Raw genomic sequence first — 18,433 nt, 5'->3', positions numbered from 1 at the left:
GCCTCCGGGGAGGGGCCGCGGGCGCCCGCCGGGGGCACCCCTGGCTGCCCCTTCGGGCAGCCGGCGGACCTACCGCACCAGCCCGACGTACGGCCCGAACTCGCTCTCCAGGCACAGCCGCCCCAGCTTCCGGTACTCCCTGGCCACCGCCGCCACCAGGTCGGCCATCGACACCGGGCGGCCGGCCTCCGCCGCCAGGTACGCGGCCGTGACCGCCGCCGAGCGGATGTCGCCGCCCGCGAGCTCGAACGCCCGCCCGCAGAAGGCCAGGTCCAGGTCGTCGGCCCGGGGCAGCGCGGGCCCCAGGCACCGGTCCCACAGCGCCTCCCGCTGCGCCGCGTCCGGCAGCGGGAAGTCCACGACCAGGTCCAGACGGCGGGTGAACGCCTCGTCGAGGTTCGCCCGGAGGTTGGTGGCCAGCACGGCGAGCCCGTCGAAGGTCTCCATCCGCTGCAGCAGGTACGCGCTCTCCACGTTGGCGTACCGGTCGTGCGCGTCCTTCACCTCGGACCGTTTGCCGAAGACCGCGTCCGCCTCGTCGAACAGCAGCACGCCGTTGACGCCCGCGGCCTCCGTGAAGATCCGTTCCAGGTTCTTCTCCGTCTCGCCCACGTACTTGTCCACCACGGTCGCCAGGTCGACCGTGTACAGGTCCAGCCCCAGCGCCCCGGCGATGACCTCCGCCGACATCGTCTTGCCGGTCCCGGAGTCCCCCGCGAACAGGGCCATCACCCCGCGTCCCCGCCCGCCGCCCGGCCGCATCGCCCAGTCGCCGAGGACCCGGTCGCGGTGCCGGGCCCGCGCCGCCAGTTCGCGCAGCTGTCCGCGCACCGCGGCCGGCAGCACCAGGTCGTCCCAGCCCACGCCGGGCGTGATCCGCCGGGCCAGCCGCTCCAGGCCGGAGGTGTTCTGCGCCCGTGCGCCGTGCAGCAGTTCCGCCTCGCCCACCGGGCCGCCCGCCAGCACGGCCTGCTGCCGTGCCGCCGACGCCGCGCGCCGCATCTGCTCCGGCGTGAGGACGAAGGCGGCCACCGCGTCGCCCGTCCCCCTGCCCAGCACGGACGCCCACAGCGCCGCCCGGGCCGCGGCCCCCAGCCGACCGACCTCGGCGAGCAGCGGGGTGCCGTCCCCCCACTGCGGGTCCCAGGCCGCCTGACCGGCCATCAGCACCGGTACGGGAAGCGCGGCGAGGGTCCGCAGCAGTTCCGGCCGCTCGGCCAGGGCCTCCGCCGGTGCGGCGATCAGCCCGGCGCCGGTGAGCGCGGCCTCGCGGCCCGCCGCCAGGACGAGCGCCGCCGGGTCGGGCCGGCGGGCCAGCCGCGCCAGGTCCAGGGCGAGTGCGGTGCGCCCCGCACCGGCCAGGGCGTCGGCCGCCAGTTCCCGCGCCGTGCCGCCCGCGGGCTCGCGCACGTACACGGGCGAGACGCCCTGGGCGACGGCGCCGGCCAGCCGCTCCGGCAGGTCGCCCAGCGCGCCGTCCGGCAGGGCCCCGGCCGGCACCGGGCGCACCACGTCCACCAGGGCGGGGTCCGTCGTGTCGTCGCCCAGCAGATGGCTCGCCACCCGGTCCGGGACGCGCAACGACCGCCCGAGGAAGGACCGTTCGGTCTCCTCGACCAGAAGCAGGCCGCGGTCCACCAGCGGCCCGCCGGCCGTCAGCCGGGCACGTGCCCGCGCCGACGCGGCGGCCACCCCGCACAGGCCCAGGGCGAGGCCGATGGTCGGGCGCCGCCGCGTGACGTCGTCGTTCAGGTACCCGTAGAGCTGCTCGAACCGCCGGTCGAGGTCCGGGGCCAGCGCGATCAGCAGCAGCTCCACGTCCAGCGGCGCCAGGCCGAAGTCCCGCTGGAGCCGGTGCAGCCGCGAGGACCCGGCCGTCGCCTCCAGGGCCGCCACGGCCGCCCGGTCGTCCGCGTCCACGGGGTCGTCCGGCCGGGGCGGCGTCGCCGGCTCGTCCAGGATGCGCTGGACCGCGTCGTCGGAGAGGTACAGGCCCCGGAAGGGGTCGTCCGCCTCGGGGTCCGCGGCCCGGCGCGCGTGAACGGCGCGGCGGACCCGCGCCTCGACGATCCCGAGCCGCCCGAGCAGGTACTCCATCAGGCCCCCGTGCGCCGGCCGGGGCGGCGGGTCCGCGGACCGCGCGGGCGCGGGACCGGGGCGGGCTCCGGGGGCGCGGCAGCCGGCGGCTCCGGCCGGGCGTGGACGTCGGACAGGTCCACGGCCAGGCCCTCCTCCACCGGCGGCCCGGCCGCGTACACCGGCGCGGTGGCCACCGGCGCGCTCACCACCACGTCCAGCGAGGGCTTCAGCTCTCCGCCCAGCGCGGACCACACGTCCGCGAACGCCCGGTCCTCCGGGGGCGGCAGGGCGATCGAGACGGGGACCGGCAGTCCGGTGGAGGTGAGTTCGGGGCCGAGCCGCCCGCCGGGCAGTGCGTCGTGCCGGAGGAAGCACGCCAACAGGGCGGACAGCAGCCGGTGTTCGTCCTCGGGCCGCTGGGTCCACGCGCTGATCAGGTACGAGAGCTTGAAGTAGCGCGGCGGCAGCGTGCGCGCCGTGACCCGGCCCTGCTCGTCGTAGACGTTCTGCCGTCCCCGCGAGCGGCGCCGCAGGTCCTCGCGGATGTCGTACAGGTACAGGTTCACCGTGGGGGTGTTGCGGCGGGCCGCCCAGTCACGGGTCGGCGCGTCGAAGACGACGTCGACGGCCGCGCCCTCCCCCAGCGCCTCGCCGCGCACCAACTCCCGCAGCGCCTCGTCCACTTCGTGGATCACGCGGTCACGCTCCTCACCTGCGCCACTGGAAGTCGGACGGCTGCAGCACCCCCGGGACGACCAGGTACTCCGCGCCCACCGGGCGGAAGAGCGGCGGCGATCCGCCCTCGTGGCTCGCCCGCAGCTCCCGCGGTCCGAGCGCGTCCTGGACGAGCACCAGCACCGGCGCCGAGAACGTGCCGTCCGCCCGTACGACCACCGGGGCGGCCGCCACGGTCACGCCCTTGCTCCAGCGCAGCCGGACCGTGGCCCCGGGCGGGAAGGAGCTGCCGGTCGCCTGCGTCACCGAACCGGGCGGCCCGAGCTCGGGATTCAGCACGAGCACCGGCCGGCGCACGGTCAGCGGCGCGCTCGCGGTGTTGTTGCCGGGTGCGCTGTCCGAGCCGGTCGTCGCGACCGTCGCCGTGACGGCGCCGGTCAGCGCCCGGTCCGCCGCGAGCCGCAGCCGTACGGTCGTCCGCGCGCCGGGCGCGAGGTCCGCGAGCCCGCAGCCGGCCGCGGTCAGGCACGGCGGCCGGGACGCCGACACGAGCCGTGTCCCGGGCGGCGTCGCGACCGTCAGCGTCAGCCCGGTGGCGGTGACGGGGCCGTCGTTGCGGACGGTCACCTCGGCGGTGATCCGGCCTCCCGTGTACGCCGTGCGCGGCCCGGCGGTCACCGACACGGCCGGGTCCGCCGAGCGCGCCGGGGGCCGCTGCGGCCGCTTGTCGACGGTCAGCGGCGCCGAGGCGGAGTTGTTCGTCGGGTCGGCGTCGGCGCCGGGGGTGGTGACCGTGCCGGCGACCGTCCCGCGCAGTGCCGTGTCCGCCGTCACCTCCCACGTGACGGTCGCCGTGGCGCCCGGCGCGAGGTCGCCCAGGGCGCAGCCGGTGGCCGGGCAGGCGGGGGTGGCGGTGACGACGGTGATTCCGGGCGCGAGCACGGGGGTCAGCAGGACCTCCTCGGCGGTGGCGTCGCCTAGGTTCCGTACGGTGTAGGCGACGGTCGACCGGCCGCCGGTCAGGATGCGGGACGGGGTCGCGGTGACGGTGACCGCCGGGTCGGGCAGCCGCGGGTCGACGACCGTCAGGTCCGCCGAGGCGCGGTCGTTCCCGGGGTCGCCGTCCCTGGTGCTCGCCGTGACCCGGCCCTCGATCGTCCCCGAGAAGGCGTTCTCGGCGGTGTAGACGAGGGTGACCTTCTTCTCCGCGCCGGCCGCGATGCTGCCGAGGGCGCAGCCGGCCGCCGGGCAGGGCGTGCCCGAGACGAGGGTGAGGCCCGGGGGGACGGTCAGGGCGAGCAGGGCGTTCTCGGCGGTCGCGGTGCCGGCGTTGCGTACGGTGAACTCCACGGTCGAGGGTTCGCGGATGTCGACGACGGGCGGGGTGGCCGTGGCGGTGACCGCCAGGTCCGGGACCACGACGTCCACGAGGAGCGCCGCGGTGTTGTCCTGCGGCCGGTGGTCGGTCAGACCGCCCTCCGCCGTCGCCCCGACCGTCTGCCCGCCCGGTGCGACGCCCCTGACGTCCAGGGCGATGCGCGTCTGCGTACGGGACCGCAGGGAGCCCGCCTCGCAGACGAGGCTGCGGGCGTCGGCCGGGTCGGCGGCGCAGGCCCCCGCGGGGTCGCCCGGACCGGCGGGCTCCAGGCCCGGCGGCAGCGTCAGCCGGACGCGGGTGCGTGGGGAGTCGGCCACGCCCTGGTTCTCCACGACGAGCACGACGGTCCCGGTGTCGCCCAGCATCAGGGGCGAGTCGTCGGTGGTGAGCGACACCTTGAGGTCGGCGCTGGGCTTCCAGGCGGGCTGCTGCTGCCCGTTGTAGATCTTGCCGGGCAGCGTCTCGCCCCGCCCGTCGGCGGGGTCGACGACCCGGATGCGGCGGTCGGTGACGCCGTCCCAGCCGGACACCCGCACGTCGACGGCCAGCCGGGCGCCGTCGGGCGACCAGGCCGGGTTGTCGGGCTCGTCGTAGGAGGGCGCCTCGCCGTCCGGCGCGGGCACGGTCAGGGGGCAGCCGTTCCCGAACGGGACCAGCGCCCGGCAGGCGGCGCCGTCGCGCCGCGCCTCCAGGACCATGCGCGGTCCCTCGTAGCCGGAGGGCGGGGCCGCGAGCAGTCCGGGGCCCTCTTCGGGAACGGCGGTCTGGCGGACGAAGGCGAGGCGGTCGGTGCCGGGCCGGTAGGCGGGGCGGACATCGACGACGCGACAGTCGGGGCTGCCGCACTGGGCCGCCGAGACGTCGGACTGCGCGCCGCCGCCGGGCTGCGCCGGCGCGGTCCAGATGTGCCGGTCGCGGCTGTCGCTCAGGGGCCGTACGGGGCCGTCGGAGGTGCCGCCGCCGTCGTTGCCGGAGGTGCTCGCCCCGGGCGGGGTCCCGCCGTCGGAGGTGCCGCCGCCGTCGTTGCCGGAGGTGCTCGCGCCCGGCAGCGTCCCGCCGTCCCGCGTGCCGCCGCCGTCGAGGGCGCCCGCGCCGCGGCGGATCCCCCGCAGCGGCTCCCCGGGCGCCACGCCGATCTCGCCCCAGCACAGGCTCCACCGCGAGAAGGCGAGCGTGCCGCCGTCCGGCGACCAGGCCGGATCGCGGTCGTCCGACAGGCAGACGTATCCGGGACGCGAGCGGCCCGGCACCGTGTGGAGCAGCCGCCCCTCCTGCGGTCCCCGGGAGACGTCCACGACGGCGATCTCCGACCGGGGCTGCGGGTCCGCGGACGAGGGCCGCGCCCGCCGCGCGAAGGCCAGCCGGGCGCCGTCCGGGGACCAGGCCGGCCGCGACTGGTGCTCGCCCTGGCCCATGCCCTCGTAGCGCAGCGGCACCGCGCGGGCCAGTCCGAACTCGTCGCCGACCAGGATCTGTTCGGTGTCCGGCGCCTCGGGCTGCCCGGTGGTCGCCACGAAGGCCAGGCGCCGTCCGTCCGGCGTGTACGCGGGGTCGGCGAGGGCGCTCTCCTCGCCCTGTGCGGCCCGCAGTTCGAGCCGCTCCAGGGGGACGGCCGCCCGCTGCCGCTCGATGCCGAACGTCTCCGGGTCCTTCCCGGACACCATCACGACGGGACCGGCCCACGCCGGCGTGTACCAGCCGACGCGCTCGGTCTCGTACAGCACCGCCTCGTCCGGGTCGAAGAGCGCGGTGCCCCGGCAGGCGCACGGCCGGTCCGGGTCCACGAGGTACGGCTCGTCGTCGAGGAACACGAGCCGGTCGCCGTCCGGCGACCAGGCGGCGCCGTGCCGGGCCGTCGAGCCGTACGCCTCCCCGGACGCGAGCCGCCGCTCGGGGACCGCGCCCCGGCCGCCCGCCGGCACCACGACGAGCGCCCGCCGGCCCCGGTCGTCGATCGGGGTGAGGTACGCGATGCGGTCCTCGCCGCCCGGACCGGGCTCCCAGACGGGCCAGGCCGCAGGACTCTCCCCATACGAGACCGGCGTCTCGGCGCCGCCGCCGGCGACGCGCGTCCGGTAGGCCCGCTCCTCGCGCGTGAAGACGAACTCCGTGCCGTCCGCGGACCAGTCGGCCCAGTCCGCGTCGCGGACGGCCTCGCGCAGTCCGGTGCCGTCGGTGCGGACGACCCAGACGGAGGGCTCCGATTCCCCGGACCGGCCCCGTGCGGCGTCGCAGCGGTCCCGGGACGTGTAGCTGCCGTCGCCGCCGTCGTTCTCCCAGGACACGAAGGCGATCCACTGCCGGTCGGGGGAGAGCACCGGATCGGCGATCCGCGCGCCGGGGCGCGCGACCACGAGGGTGACGGGTCCGTCGCCGGTGCGCCGGTACAGGCCCTCGCCGGTGCCGTCGCGGTCGCTGACCCACACCAGGTCGTCGCCGCGCGCCGCGGCCTGGCAGTCGTTGCCCGCCGCGCCGGCCGGCAGCAGCGGGGTGAGCGCGCCGCGCGGGCCGACCGTGGCGAGGCTGCGGTGCGGGCCGTCGGCGACGTACGCGATCCGGCCCGGGTCGGGCGCGGGCGCGTCGGCGGCGCGCGCGGGCGGAGGCTCGGCGGCCGTGACCGGGGGGCCCACGGCGGGCACCGTGCCCACCAGCACCACGGCGAGCAGCAGACCCAGCCCTCGCCGACCTCGAGTGAAGCCGAAGCCACTTCGTCGCACGCGCGTCCCCGGACGGTTCCCCGCGCGCTCCCGGAACGCCCCGGGGCGGCGCCGACGGCATCCGGACAGCCCTCCTCAGGGAAACCCTGGCCGGTGCCGGGCGGTGCGGGCAGCCGGGCGAGGGGCAGCGGTGGGGGTAACCGCCGCTGCCCCAAGAGGCAGCCCGCGGGGGCCGGTTCTCAGATGAAGCCCTGCCGCATCGCGTACGCCACGGCGTGCGAGCGGTTGCGCAGCTGCAGGCGGGTCGTCACGTCGTGGAGGATGTTCTTGACCGTGCGCTCCGAGAAGGCGAGCGCCCGCGCGATCTCCGCGGTGTCGCTGCCCTCGGCGACCAGCCGCAGGACGTCGATCTCGCGCGGCGCCAGGCCGGTGAAGGCGAGTCCGCGCGGATCGAGCACCTGCCGCTGCAGCCGGCCCACCTGGTCCAGGAGCCGCCCCAGCAGGTCCGCCGGCACGCTGCCCTCGCCGCGCGCCGCCGCCGTGATGACCTGCACCAGCCGCTCCGTCGAGGCCTCGCCGCGCCGCACGACGCCGACGACCCCGCATTCGACGGCGGCGACGAGGCCGGTGTCGTCGATCTCGGTGACCACGAGCACGATCCGGCCGTCGCCGGCCCGCTGGAAGCGGCGCAGGGTCTGCAGCTCGCCCTCGCCGACCCGGTCCGCGGACACCACGGCCACGCCCGGTCCTTCGTCCTCCTCCTCGCCGAGCAGCTGGAGTTCGGGGCAGTTGCGCAGCTGCCCGGCCAGCCCCGCCCGCGATATCGGGTCCTGGGCGGTCAGCCGCACCCGGATCCGCTCCGCGCCGCACTCTCCCTGGTAACGCATCGTGTCCACCCCCTGCTCGGGGCCCCTCGCACCCGCGGGCCCCTGCCTCGCCGCACCTGGTGTGCCTCGGCGTGCGGACAGTGAACACCCGGGCAGTCAGCAGGCACTCCACGCGGACTCAACGGGCAACGCACCGTGCCCCTGGGTGTGTCCGTATGGGAGCGGTGGCCCTTCGACCCGGCTCCCTACTGTCCTCGCATGACCACTTCCGCTCATCTGGACGCCTCCCCTGTCTCGGTGCTGCCGGGCGAGGAGGCCCGGATCCCGCTCGACGTGCGCAACGGCGGGAACGTCGTCGAGGCCTACGCCTTCGAGGTGCTGGGTCCGGCGGCGCCGTGGACGGTGGTCGAGCCCGCGACGCTGTCCCTGTACCCGGACACGGCCGGCCGGGTGGAACTGGTGGTCCGGCCGCCCCGGGACACGACCGTCGCGCCGGGTGAACTGCCGTACGGCGTGCGGGTGTCGCCGCAGGAGCAGCCGCAGCACGCCACGGTCCCCGAGGGCGTCCTGCACGTCCTTCCGTACGCGGACTTCACCGCGGAACTGACGCCGAGGCTGGGCCAGGGGCGCACCGGCGCCCGCTTCCAGGTGGCGCTGGACAACCGCGGCAACTACCCGCTGAGCGTTGCCCTTTCGGGCAGGGACCAGGGGGAGCTGCTGACGTTCGGGCTGCCCGCCGCGGCCACGGTGGTGGAGCCGGGGCGGGCGGCGTTCGTGACGCTGCCCGTGCGGCCGAAGCGGTGGCTGTGGCGCGGGGTGGCCGTGCCGCACGTCTTCCAGGTGACCGCGGCGCCGGCCGCCGGTCCCGAGGGCGCGCCGGAGGTGGCCCCGGCGCAGCTCGACGGCAGTCTGCTGCAGCGTCCGATCGTCTCGGCGGGCCTGCTGAAGTTCCTGCTCGTGCTGCTGGTGCTGCTCGGCGTCCTGGCGGGTCTCTGGTTCGGGCTGCTGCGGCCGGTGGTCCGAGGTGCGGCCAAGGAGGCGGTGAAGGGCCCGGTCGCGGCGGCGGAGTCCAAGGCGGCCGACGCGCAGAAGGCGGCCGACGAGGCCAAGGAGGCCGCGTCGGCGGGGTCCGGCGGCGGCAAGCCCGGCCCGAGCGGCACCGCGAGCCCCGGACCGTCGCCCTCGGCGACGCCGGGCACGGGTCCGGCCCCGCTCCCGGGGGCGGCTCTGTTCTCGCACCGGCTGACCGCGTCCGCCGCCGCGAACGGCACGGCGTCGGCGACGTACGAGGTCCCGGAGGGCAAGGTGCTGCGCCTGACGGACCTGGTCCTGGAGAACCCGCAGGGCGACACGGGGACCGTCACGATCGCGGTCGGCGGCAAGCCCCTGCTCGCTCCGGCGCTGGAGAACTTCCGCGAGCAGGACTTCCACTGGGCGTCGGCGATCCTGGCGGGCCCGAAGCAGGAGATCACGATGACGGTCTCCTGCCGCACGGTCGGCCGCCCGCCCTCCGGCCCGGCCCCCACGCGCTGCAACGCGGCGGCCCTGTTCAGCGGGACGCTGGAGTAACCCGCCGGCCGGTGCGGGCCGGCCCGGGGGACGGCTCAGCTCTCGTCGGGCGTCAGCCGCAGCGAGATCGAGTTGATGCAGTAGCGCTGGTCGGTGGGGGTGGGGTAGCCCTCGCCCTCGAAGACGTGGCCGAGGTGGGAGCCGCAGCGGGCGCAGCGGACCTCCGTGCGGATCATGCCGTGCGAGGTGTCGGCGAGCAGTTCGACCGCGTCCGAGTCCTTCGGGTCGAAGAAGGACGGCCAGCCGCAGTGCGACTCGAACTTCTCGTTCGAGGTGAACAGCTCGGCCCCGCAGGCGCGGCAGGAGTAGACGCCCTTGGTCTTCGTGTCGGTGTACTCACCGCGGAAGGCCGGCTCGGTGCCGCCCAGCCGCAGGACCTGGTACTCCGCCGGCGTCAGCTCGGCCTGCCACTGCTCGTCCGGCTTCTCGACCTCGTACGGCATGATGCGCGCTCCCTCAGTTCGCCAGGCGGGCGAGGATCTTCGGACCCAGGTCCGTGACGTCGCCCGCGCCCATCGTGAGAACGAGGTCGCCCGGCTTCGCCATTCCCGCGATCACGTCCGGGACGGAGTCCTTGTCGTGGACGGGGGTGACCTCGGCGCCCGCGGCGCGGGCGGCGGTGATGATCAGCTCGCTGGTGATGCCCGGGATCGGGTCCTCCCGGGCCGGGTAGATGTCCAGGACCACGGAGGCGTCGGCGAGGGCGAGGGCGTCGCCCATCTCCTTGCCGAGCTCCTGGGTGCGGGAGAACAGGTGCGGCTGGAAGACCACGAGCAGACGGGACGCCCCGGCCGCGCCGCGCATCGCCTCCAGGTCGGCGGTCATCTCGGTCGGGTGGTGCGCGTACGAGTCGATCACCTGGACGCCCGCGGCCTCGCCCTTGAGCTGGAGGCGGCGGCCGACGCCGGTGTACGCGGTCAGGGCCTGGGCCAGCTCCGCCGGGTCGATGCCCACGCGGGCGCCGGCGGCGAGTGCGGCGGCGGCGTTGTGCGCGTAGTGGCGGCCGGGGACGGAGACGGTGAACACGTGCTCGACGCCGTCCATCACGACGGCGACCTCGCTCTTCATCCCGTTCGGGGTGATCCTCCGGATCCACACGTCGGAGGTCTCCGACTCGCCGACCGTGACGACGGACAGGCCGCGGGTGCCGGACACCCGTCCGGCCAGCTCGCGGGCGCCCACGTGCTCGCCGACGACCAGGGTGCCGCCCGGACGGACCTTGGCGACGAAGGCCTCGAAGGACTCGAAGATCTCGTCCATCGACGCGTAGTTCGCGTGGTGGTCCAGCTCCACGTTGAGGACGATCGCGACCTCGGGGTCGTACTTCTGGAAGCTGCGGTCGCTCTCGTCCGCCTCGGCCACGAACACCTCGCCCACGCCGTGCCGCGCGTTGGTGCCGGGGCCGGCCAGGTCGCCGCCGATCGCGTACGAGGGGTCCAGGCCCAGCTCGGTCAGGGCGACGGCCAGCATGGAGGTGGTGGTGGTCTTGCCGTGCGTGCCGGCGACGGCGACCGCGCGCAGGCCGTCCATCAGGGAGGCCAGCGCGTCGGAGCGGTGCACCACCGGGATGCCCAGCTCGGCGGCACGGGCCAGCTCGGGGTTGTCGGCGCGGATGGCGCTGGAGACGACGACGCAGGTGGCGTCGTCGGCGAGGTGCGCGGCGGCGTGCCCGATGTGGACGGTCGCCCCGAGGGCGCGCAGCGCCTCGGCCGTCGCGGACTCCTTGGCGTCGCTGCCGGCGACCTTCGCGCCGCGCTGGGCGAGGATCTTCGCGATGCCCGACATTCCGGCACCGCCGATGCCGATGAAGTGCGGCCGCTCCATGGCGGCGGGAACAGCGGCGGCAGGGATGGCGGAGGCCATGCGGTTGTCTCCCCGGGGTGCGACGTACAAGAGGTGCCCAGCCTAGTACGGCGCGGGGGCCGGCCCCGGGGACCCGTGCTCCCCCGGGACCGGCCCCCCGGCCGGCTACTCCTCCTCGTCCGCGTGGGCGAACAGCTTCAGGACCGGGACGCCGACCTTGTGCCGGGCTCTGGACGCCCAGTCGCGGTGGAAGAACTCCTCCACGTAGTGCGGCGCCGTCAGGACGATGACCTCGTCCGCGTCCGACTCCTCGACCACGGCCTTCATCTTGTTCAGGGGGTGGTCCTCGACCACCTGTCCGACCGCCTCGCAGCCCGCGCCCCGGAGCTTGAGCAGCGAGGCCTCCAGGGCCCGCTCGGCCAGCGACCGGGCCTCCTTGCCTTCCGGTTCCTCCCCCTCGCGGGCCGCCTCCTTCAGTTCGCCCATCGCAACGTCGTCGATGGCGCGCAGCAGGACATCGGCCTGGTCACCCCTGGGCTGCATCAGCACGATGAACGAGACCGGCTCGTCCCCGTGCAGGGTGGTGACGAAATCCACGTCGACGTTCGTCAGGGGCTTCTCGATCATCAGAACGCTTGTGAACACTGCAAAGCCCTTCTGCGGAAACCATCCTTCCCCGTGCCCGCACGGGGTTTGCCGTGAGTAAGTGTGCCCAGCGAAAGCCAACCGGAACGGGATATTCCGCTTCGTGTCAGAACCGACCGTAGCGGGTGTAGAGGAACCCGGCCTCCTCCAGCACGGAGGCGAGCGAGAACCGTGCAGGGACGGTCACGGAAGGGCCACCGGCGATCCGCTGCGCACTTCCCGCGGTCATGGTCGGAGACACGGAGAGGCACAGCTCGTCCAGCACGCCCGCCGCCACGAACTGCCCGAGCAGCCGCGGACCGCCCTCCGTGAGCTGCCGCCGCAGCCCGCGCGCCGCCAGCTCCCGCTTCGCGCGCTCCGGATCCACCCGGCTCCCCTCGCCGGCCGTCACCACCCGCGCCCCGGCCCGCTCGGCCGCCGCCACCCGCTCCGCGGGCGCGGCCTCACCGGTGAGCAGCAGCGTGGGGACCAGGGGCGCGGTGAAAAGCGGAAGGGAGAAGTCGAGGTCGAGGGAGGAGCTGACGATCGCGATGACCGGCGCGGGTCCCTGCCCGGCGGCGGCCCGGCGGGCCGCGAAGGCCTCGCGCGCCCGGGCGGGGCGGTACCCCTCCTGCCGTACCGTTTCCGCCCCCACGACCACCACGTCCGCGAGGGCCCGCAGGGTGCCGAAGATCCGCATGTCGGTGTCGGAGGAGAGGGGCTGGGAGCGGCCGTCGTGCTGGGCCGCGCCGTCGAGGGAGGAGACCATGTTGGCCCGCAGCCAGACGCCGTCGGAGCCGGCGGCCTCCTCGGGGTAGGCGTAGGCGTCGGCGAGCTCGTCGAGGGACCACTCCCTGTCCGGCTCGGTTGCTGTCATGTCCGTCACAGGGAACAGTTGGCGCATCCTCGCAGTCTGGCACGCCCCTTACAGTGGGGAACTGTGTCGACCCGTGCCCTCCCCGACGCGTCCCCCACCGAGGCGACGCCCGTGTCCCTGTGCGCCCGCGAGCCCCACGTCCCCGCAGACCGCCTGGTCAGGGAGATGGTGCCGCCGCCGCGCTTCGACTCGGTGCGCTTCGACACCTACATCCCGGACCCGAACCAGCCCAGCCAGTCCGAGGCCGTCAAGATCCTGAGCGGCTTCGCCGACGGGCTCGGCGGGGCGCACGCCACCGGCGCCGGCAAGCGCCGCTGGTTCTCCCGCGCCCCGAAGCGGACCGCGCCGGCGGGCCCCCGCGGGGTCTACCTGGACGGCGGCTACGGCGTCGGCAAGACGCACCTGCTCGCCTCCCTGTGGCACGCCACCCCGGCCGAGCCCGCGCTCAAGGCTTTCGGCACCTTCGTGGAGCTGACCAACCTGGTCGGCGCGCTCGGCTTCCAGCAGACCGTGCAAACCCTCAGCGGGCACCGTCTCCTCTGCATCGACGAGTTCGAGCTCGACGACCCGGGCGACACCGTCCTCGTCTCCAGCCTGCTCGCCCGCCTCGTCGAGCAGGGCGTGGCGCTCGCCGCCACCTCGAACACGCTGCCGGGCAAGCTCGGCGAGGGCCGGTTCGCCGCGGCGGACTTCCTCCGCGAGATCCAGGGCCTCTCGGCGCACTTCCGCCCGCTGCGGATCGACGGCGAGGACTACCGGCACCGCGGGCTGCCGGAGGCCCCGGCCCCGTACTCCGACGAGGCCGTGACCAAGGCCGCGTACGCCACGCCCGGCGCGAGCCTGGACGACTTCCCGCAGCTGCTCGACCACCTGGCCAAGGTGCACCCGAGCCGGTACGGGGCGCTGACCGACGACCTGACCGCGGTCTGCCTCACCGACGTGACGGCGGTGCCCGACCAGTCGACGGCGCTGCGCCTGGTGGTGCTCGCCGACCGGCTGTACGACCGCGAGATCCCCGTGCTGGCCTCCGGACAGCCCTTCGACCGGCTGTTCAGTGAAGAGATGCTGAAGGGCGGGTACCGGAAGAAGTACTTCCGGGCGATCTCCCGGCTCACCGCGCTCGCCCGCGACGCAAAGGGTCTGGTCGCGCAGTAGGTTGGGGCCATACCCGATCGAAAGGGATTCACCATGGCCGCAACGCGCAGCGCTCACGCCGTCTGGGAGGGCGACCTCCTCAAGGGCTCCGGCGAGGTCACCCTCGACTCCTCCGGCCTCGGCTCGTACAAGGTGTCCTGGCCCGCCCGCACCGAGGAGCCGAACGGCATGACCAGCCCGGAGGAGCTGATCGCCGCCGCGCACTCCTCGTGCTTCAACATGGCCTTCTCGAACGTGCTGGCCAAGGCCGGCAACGCGCCGGCCCGCCTGGAGACCAAGGCCGACGTGACCTTCGTGCCGGGCACGGGCATCACCACGAGCCACCTCACCGTGCGCGCCACGGTGCCGGGCCTGGACCCGGAGAAGTTCCAGGAGCTCGCGCAGGACGCGAAGAAGAACTGCCCGGTGAGCCAGGCCCTCGCCGGTGTGACGATCGAGCTGACGGCCGAGCTGGTCTGAACCCGGCGCTCGCTTCTGCCCCATGAGGCGACGTGAGGCCCGCATGGTTCACGTGTCACCACAGTGCGTGGTACACACATGCGGGTCACACGTCACGTCCCCCCTGTCCGCCAACAGGAAAGTGGGCTCCTCATGTCCGCAACACGACGTCAGATCCTGGCCCGTACCGGCGCATCGGTCGCCGGCATCGCCTTCTCCGGCGCGCTCTCCGAACTCTTCGCCGGCACCGCCGCCGCCCTCGGCCACTCCCCCACCGGCTACGGCCCGCTCGTCCCCGACCCGGCCGGTCTGCTGGACCTGCCGGAGGGCTTCCGGTACAAGGTCCTCTCCCGCGAGGGCGAGCCGCTCTCGTACGGCCAGGGGCTCGTGCCGGGCAATCACGACGGCATGACCGCCCTGCCCGGCCGCCGCGGCCGGCTCCACCTGGTGCGCAACCACGAGAACCGGGCCACCGCCCGGCTCGGCGTGCCGACGGTCGAGGGGCTGACGTACGACCCGGCCGCCAAGGGCGGCTGCACGACCTTGACCCTGGACGGCCGGAACAACGTCCTGGAGCAGCGGGTCGGCGTCGCCGGCACCGCCGTCAACTGCGCGGGCGGACCCACGCCCTGGGGCACCTGGCTGACCTGCGAGGAGACCGAGGACAAGGCCGGCACGAACGGCTACACCAAGGACCACGGCTTCATCTTCGAGGTCGACCCGAACGACCCGCACCGCACGGGCGCCGTTCCGCTCACCGCGATGGGCCGCTTCCAGCACGAGGCGATCGCCGTGGACCCCGAGAGCGGCATCGTGTACGAGACCGAGGACGCCTTCCAGAAGCCGTTCGGGCTGTTCTACCGCTTCCTGCCGGAGAAGCCGCTCGGCGGGACGGGTTCGCTGCGGGCGGGCGGCGCCCTGGAGGCCATGCGGGTGCCGGGGGTGCCGGACCTGTCGGTGATCCAGGAGACGGGTGCGCGGTTCGACGGCGTGGAGTGGGTGCCCGTACCCGATCCGCAGGCCGTGCAGACCCCGATCCGGCTGCAGGACTTCGGGCCGAAGGGCATCACGCACGCGCAGAAGCTGGAGGGCTGCTACTGGGGCGGCCGCGCGGTGTACTTCGTCTCCAGCTTCGCCCGGACCCGGGACGGCTCGGCGGCCACGCACTTCGGCCAGGTGTGGAAGTACGAGCCGCACCGCCGCCGCCTCACGCTCGTCGTGGTCTTCGGGCCGGACACCGACATCCAGCTGCCCGGCGAGTCCCCGGACAACATCTGCCTGGCGCCGACGGGCGGCCTGATGGTCTGCGAGGACGGCGACGGCGCGCAGCACGTGTACGGCCTGAGCCGGCGCGGCAAGGTGTACGCGGTCGCCCGCAACGCGCAGAACATCGGCACGCCGGAGGCCCCGGAATGGGGCGAGTTCGCCGGGGTCGCCTTCGCCCCGGACGGCCGGACGATGTACGTGAACTGCTACACGCCCGGCACCACGTTCGCCGTGACCGGCCCGTGGTGCTGAGACCCCGTACGGGCTGAGGCCCGTCCGGACTGAGGCCCGTCCGGACTGAGGCCCCTTGCGGTCCGAGGCCCCTACGGTCCGAGCGGGCCGGGCCCTCCTCCGGGCGCGCGGCCACGGTCGCGCGCCCGGACGTTCCGTCGCAGGATCGAGGGAGCGGACCGGAAGGGGCACACCGTGGCGGAGAAGGACGGGACGGGACGCGCGGCCGGCGGGCCGGCGCACGAGAACCTGCGCGCGCTACTGCGGGTCCCCCCGGGCTCCCGGGTCCGCCTCTCCGCGTACGACCCCGCCGGCACCCCCGGCGGCCCGCCCGACAAGGCGGCCGGCCTGGCGGCGACGGCCGCGCTGGGCCCGCGGCTCGCCGACCTTCAAGAGCGGCTGTACGCCGCGAGCACGGCGGGCGACCGGCGCCGGCTGCTGCTGGTCCTGCAGGGCATGGACACCAGCGGCAAGGGCGGCACGGTCAAGCACGTGATCGGCTTCTTCAACCCCGCCGGCTGCCGCGTCAAGTCGTTCAAGGCGCCCACGCGGGAGGAGCTGAACCACGTCTTCCTCTGGCGGATCATGCAGGCGCTGCCGCGGCCGGGCGAGATCGGCATCTTCGACCGCTCGCAGTACGAGGACGTGCTCGTCGCCCGCGTGCGCGGGCTGGCGCCGCCGAGGACGATCGAACGGCGCTACGAGGAGATCAACCGCTTCGAGGAGTCGCTGGCCGAGGACGGGGTCACCTTCGTCAAGGTCTTCCTGCACCTCTCGTACGAGGAGCAGCGCCGCCGGCTCCTGGCACGGCTCGACGACCCGCGCAAGCACTGGAAGTTCGACGCGGGCGACCTGGAGGAGCGGGCGCTGTGGCCGCAGTACCAGGAGGCGTACGAACGGGCCCTGGAGCGGTGCTCGACGGAGGCGGCGCCCTGGTACCTGGTCCCGGCGGACCGCAAGTGGTACCGGAACTGGGCCGTGAGCACGCTGCTCCTGGAGCATCTGGAGGCGCTGGACCCGGCGTATCCGCCGGGGAACTTCGACGTGGCGGGCTCCCGCAAGCGGCTGCTGCTCGACAGCATCGTGCAGCCCGCCGCCCGGTTGCCCGAGGTGTCGGGTCACGAGTGACCGGTGACGATCGGATAGTTTCCGTTCGTGACCATCTCTGTACGAAGACTGACGGCTCGTGCCGTTTCGGGGGCAGTTCTGGGGGCGGTGCTGGCGACGACGCTCGTCGGCTGTGGAACGGGCGGGGCCGGTTCCGGCTCCGACGGCGGTTCCGGATCCGGTTCCGCGGCCCGGCCTCCGGTGTCGGCCAGTCCGGCGAAGCCCCCCGTGCCCGCGCCGGCCGTGAAGCCCTCGCAGGGCTCCGGCTCGCCCTCCGCGAGCGCCGCGCCCGGCCCCGGCACCGCGCGCCAGGCGCCGCCCACCATGGCCCCCGGCCCCGGCGGGCGCACGGCGGTGTTCGAGCGGGGCGCCGCCTCGGCCGGCAAGGTGGTCGCGCTGACCTTCGACGCCGACATGACGGCCGACCAGGGGCCGCGCGCCGCGGGCGGCGAGCGCTTCGACAACCCGCAGCTCATCGCCACCCTGCGCCGGCTGAAGGTGGACGCCACCGTCTTCATGACCGGCCGCTGGGCGGAGGAGTACCCCGACCAGGCCCGGTCCATCGGCACCGACCCGCTCTTCGAGCTCGCGAACCACTCGTACAGCCACCACGCCTTCGCCTCGCCCTGCTACGGGCTGCCGACGGTGGCGCGCGGCGAGATGGCGGCCGACGTGTCCCGGGCCTTCGAGGCGTTCCGGCGGGCCGGGGCGCGCAACGTCGTGCCGTACTTCCGGTTCCCCGGCGGCTGCTACGACGACGAGGCGCTGCGCGCCCTCGCCCCGGCGAAGGTGACCGCCGTGCAGTGGGACGTGGTCAGCGGCGACGCCTTCGCGAAGGACGGGAACGCCGTCGCCGAACAGGTCCTCGCGGGCGTCCGGCCCGGCTCCCTCGTCGTCATGCACTGCACCCGCAGCGCCGCGCCGGTCACCGAGCAGGCCGTCCGCCGCATCGTGCCCGAACTCCGCGCCCGCGGCTACCGCTTCGTGAAGGTCTCGGAGCTGATGGCGGGTGCGGGGAGGAGCTAGCCGGCCGAGGGCTTCTGGGGGGTCTGCTCGCTCGGGCGGACGATGACGAAGCCGTCTCCGTCCAGGCGCAGCTGGACCGCCTCGCCGGAGCCGCCGCGGATCATCGAGCCGAACGACTGGGAGCGGTGGAGCGAGGTGTTCAGCGCCGCGCTCCAGCCGACCACCGCGTCGGTGTCGACGAAGACCGGCGCCTGCGGCGAGACGGGGATGACGATCGGGCTGCCCTCGCAGACCAGCGCCAGCTTGCCGTAGCCGGTGAAGACGCTGTTGAACAGGCCGCCGCCGGTCATGCCGGCGCCCTTCACCGTCCTGATCTCGTAGGAGAGGGTGGCGTCGAAGCAGAGCACGTTGCGGCCGTTGACGGTGAGGGCGTCTCCCTGCTCTATGTCGACGATGAAGCAGTTCTGCGCCTCGTGCGCGAACCAGGCCTCGCCCTGGCCGCGCACGGCCATGAGCGGCAGGCCCTCGCCGGTGACGGCCCGCTTGAGCATGCCGCCGATGCCCTGGCCCTTGCGCTCGAACTGCAGATTGCCGCGGAACGCGATCATCGCGCCCTGCCGGGCGTGCATCTCGCCGTTCACCGCATACTTGACCGATTTGGCGTTCTGGAGGGTCATGCCGGGGGCGGTGGCCTGCGTGGCCAGGTTGTCCGCTGAGAAAAGATCGCTCTTCATGTCGGGCATCCTGACCCGGAACGGAGTATTCCGGCAAAACCCCCCTG

The 18,433-nt window shown here is 74.7% G+C and carries 15 protein-coding genes; 6 read left to right on the top strand and 9 right to left on the bottom strand.

Translation table 11 applies throughout. The features are described from left to right. Positions 1-69: 69 nt before the first annotated feature. From ACNJ93_RS24985 to ACNJ93_RS24970, 4 genes are all read right to left on the bottom strand, one after another. Positions 70-2,097, bottom strand: coding sequence for an ATP-binding protein (locus ACNJ93_RS24985; protein ID WP_418959674.1), 2,028 nt, complete (start codon positions 2,095-2,097; stop codon positions 70-72). After that, on the bottom strand, positions 2,097-2,774 hold the full coding sequence (locus ACNJ93_RS24980) for a DUF4255 domain-containing protein (protein ID WP_418959673.1): 678 nt from the start codon (positions 2,772-2,774) through the stop codon (positions 2,097-2,099). Before ACNJ93_RS24980 ends, ACNJ93_RS24985 begins: the two co-directional genes overlap by 1 nt. A gap of 13 nt (positions 2,775-2,787) precedes the next feature. After that, positions 2,788-6,762, bottom strand: coding sequence for a hypothetical protein (locus ACNJ93_RS24975; RefSeq protein WP_418959672.1), 3,975 nt, complete (start codon positions 6,760-6,762; stop codon positions 2,788-2,790). A 266-nt stretch (positions 6,763-7,028) separates the two neighbouring features. Beyond that, entirely contained in the window at positions 7,029-7,676 is a 648-nt protein-coding gene (locus tag ACNJ93_RS24970) for a response regulator transcription factor (RefSeq protein WP_418959671.1), read from the bottom strand. A gap of 198 nt (positions 7,677-7,874) precedes the next feature. Here ACNJ93_RS24970 and ACNJ93_RS24965 point away from each other — a divergent pair, with 198 nt between their 5' ends. Further along, positions 7,875-9,185, top strand: coding sequence for a hypothetical protein (locus ACNJ93_RS24965; RefSeq protein WP_418959670.1), 1,311 nt, complete (start codon positions 7,875-7,877; stop codon positions 9,183-9,185). 35 nt (positions 9,186-9,220) lie between these two features. On the opposite strand, the gene msrB is transcribed toward ACNJ93_RS24965, so the two are convergent. From msrB to ACNJ93_RS24945, 4 genes are all read right to left on the bottom strand, one after another. After that, on the bottom strand, positions 9,221-9,628 hold the full coding sequence (msrB, locus tag ACNJ93_RS24960; RefSeq protein WP_418959669.1) for a peptide-methionine (R)-S-oxide reductase MsrB: 408 nt from the start codon (positions 9,626-9,628) through the stop codon (positions 9,221-9,223). Between the two features lie 13 nt (positions 9,629-9,641). Beyond that, entirely contained in the window at positions 9,642-11,048 is a 1,407-nt protein-coding gene (gene murC, locus ACNJ93_RS24955; RefSeq protein ID WP_418959668.1) for a UDP-N-acetylmuramate--L-alanine ligase, read from the bottom strand. Positions 11,049-11,153: 105 nt separating this feature from the next. Further along, positions 11,154-11,633: an indole-3-glycerol phosphate synthase gene (locus ACNJ93_RS24950; protein ID WP_418959667.1), complete on the bottom strand. Its 480-nt coding sequence runs from the start codon at positions 11,631-11,633 to the stop codon at positions 11,154-11,156. Positions 11,634-11,739: 106 nt separating this feature from the next. Beyond that, positions 11,740-12,516 (bottom strand): pyrimidine reductase family protein, encoded by a 777-nt coding sequence (locus ACNJ93_RS24945; protein ID WP_418959666.1) that lies wholly within the window; start codon positions 12,514-12,516, stop codon positions 11,740-11,742. Between the two features lie 36 nt (positions 12,517-12,552). On the opposite strand from ACNJ93_RS24945, the gene zapE reads away from it, so the two are divergent. From zapE to ACNJ93_RS24920, 5 genes are all read left to right on the top strand, one after another. Then, a complete protein-coding gene (gene zapE / locus ACNJ93_RS24940) occupies positions 12,553-13,644 on the top strand; it encodes a cell division protein ZapE (protein ID WP_418959665.1) in 1,092 nt (363 codons plus the stop codon). A gap of 33 nt (positions 13,645-13,677) precedes the next feature. Next, positions 13,678-14,103 (top strand): OsmC family protein, encoded by a 426-nt coding sequence (locus ACNJ93_RS24935; RefSeq protein ID WP_418959664.1) that lies wholly within the window; start codon positions 13,678-13,680, stop codon positions 14,101-14,103. A gap of 132 nt (positions 14,104-14,235) precedes the next feature. Then, the gene (locus tag ACNJ93_RS24930) at positions 14,236-15,600 is read left to right on the top strand and encodes an alkaline phosphatase PhoX (protein ID WP_418959663.1); all 1,365 of its coding nucleotides are present in this window, start codon (positions 14,236-14,238) and stop codon (positions 15,598-15,600) included. A gap of 174 nt (positions 15,601-15,774) precedes the next feature. Next, complete coding sequence (locus ACNJ93_RS24925; RefSeq protein WP_418959662.1) at positions 15,775-16,707, top strand: polyphosphate kinase 2 family protein; 933 nt, start codon at positions 15,775-15,777, stop codon at positions 16,705-16,707. An 87-nt stretch (positions 16,708-16,794) separates the two neighbouring features. Next, entirely contained in the window at positions 16,795-17,712 is a 918-nt protein-coding gene (locus ACNJ93_RS24920) for a polysaccharide deacetylase family protein (RefSeq protein WP_418961517.1), read from the top strand. Here the strand turns inward: ACNJ93_RS24920 and ACNJ93_RS24915 are convergent. After that, positions 17,709-18,386, bottom strand: a complete 678-nt coding sequence (locus ACNJ93_RS24915; protein ID WP_418959661.1) for an AIM24 family protein — start codon at positions 18,384-18,386, stop codon at positions 17,709-17,711. The genes ACNJ93_RS24920 and ACNJ93_RS24915 overlap by 4 nt on opposite strands. Between the last annotated feature and the right edge of the window lie 47 nt (positions 18,387-18,433).

This window comes from Streptomyces tritici (assembly GCF_048500665.1).
GTDB lineage: Bacteria > Actinomycetota > Actinomycetes > Streptomycetales > Streptomycetaceae > Streptomyces > Streptomyces tritici.
Note: the sequence above shows the minus strand (reverse complement) of the source record. Positions and strands in the feature narration are given on the sequence as shown.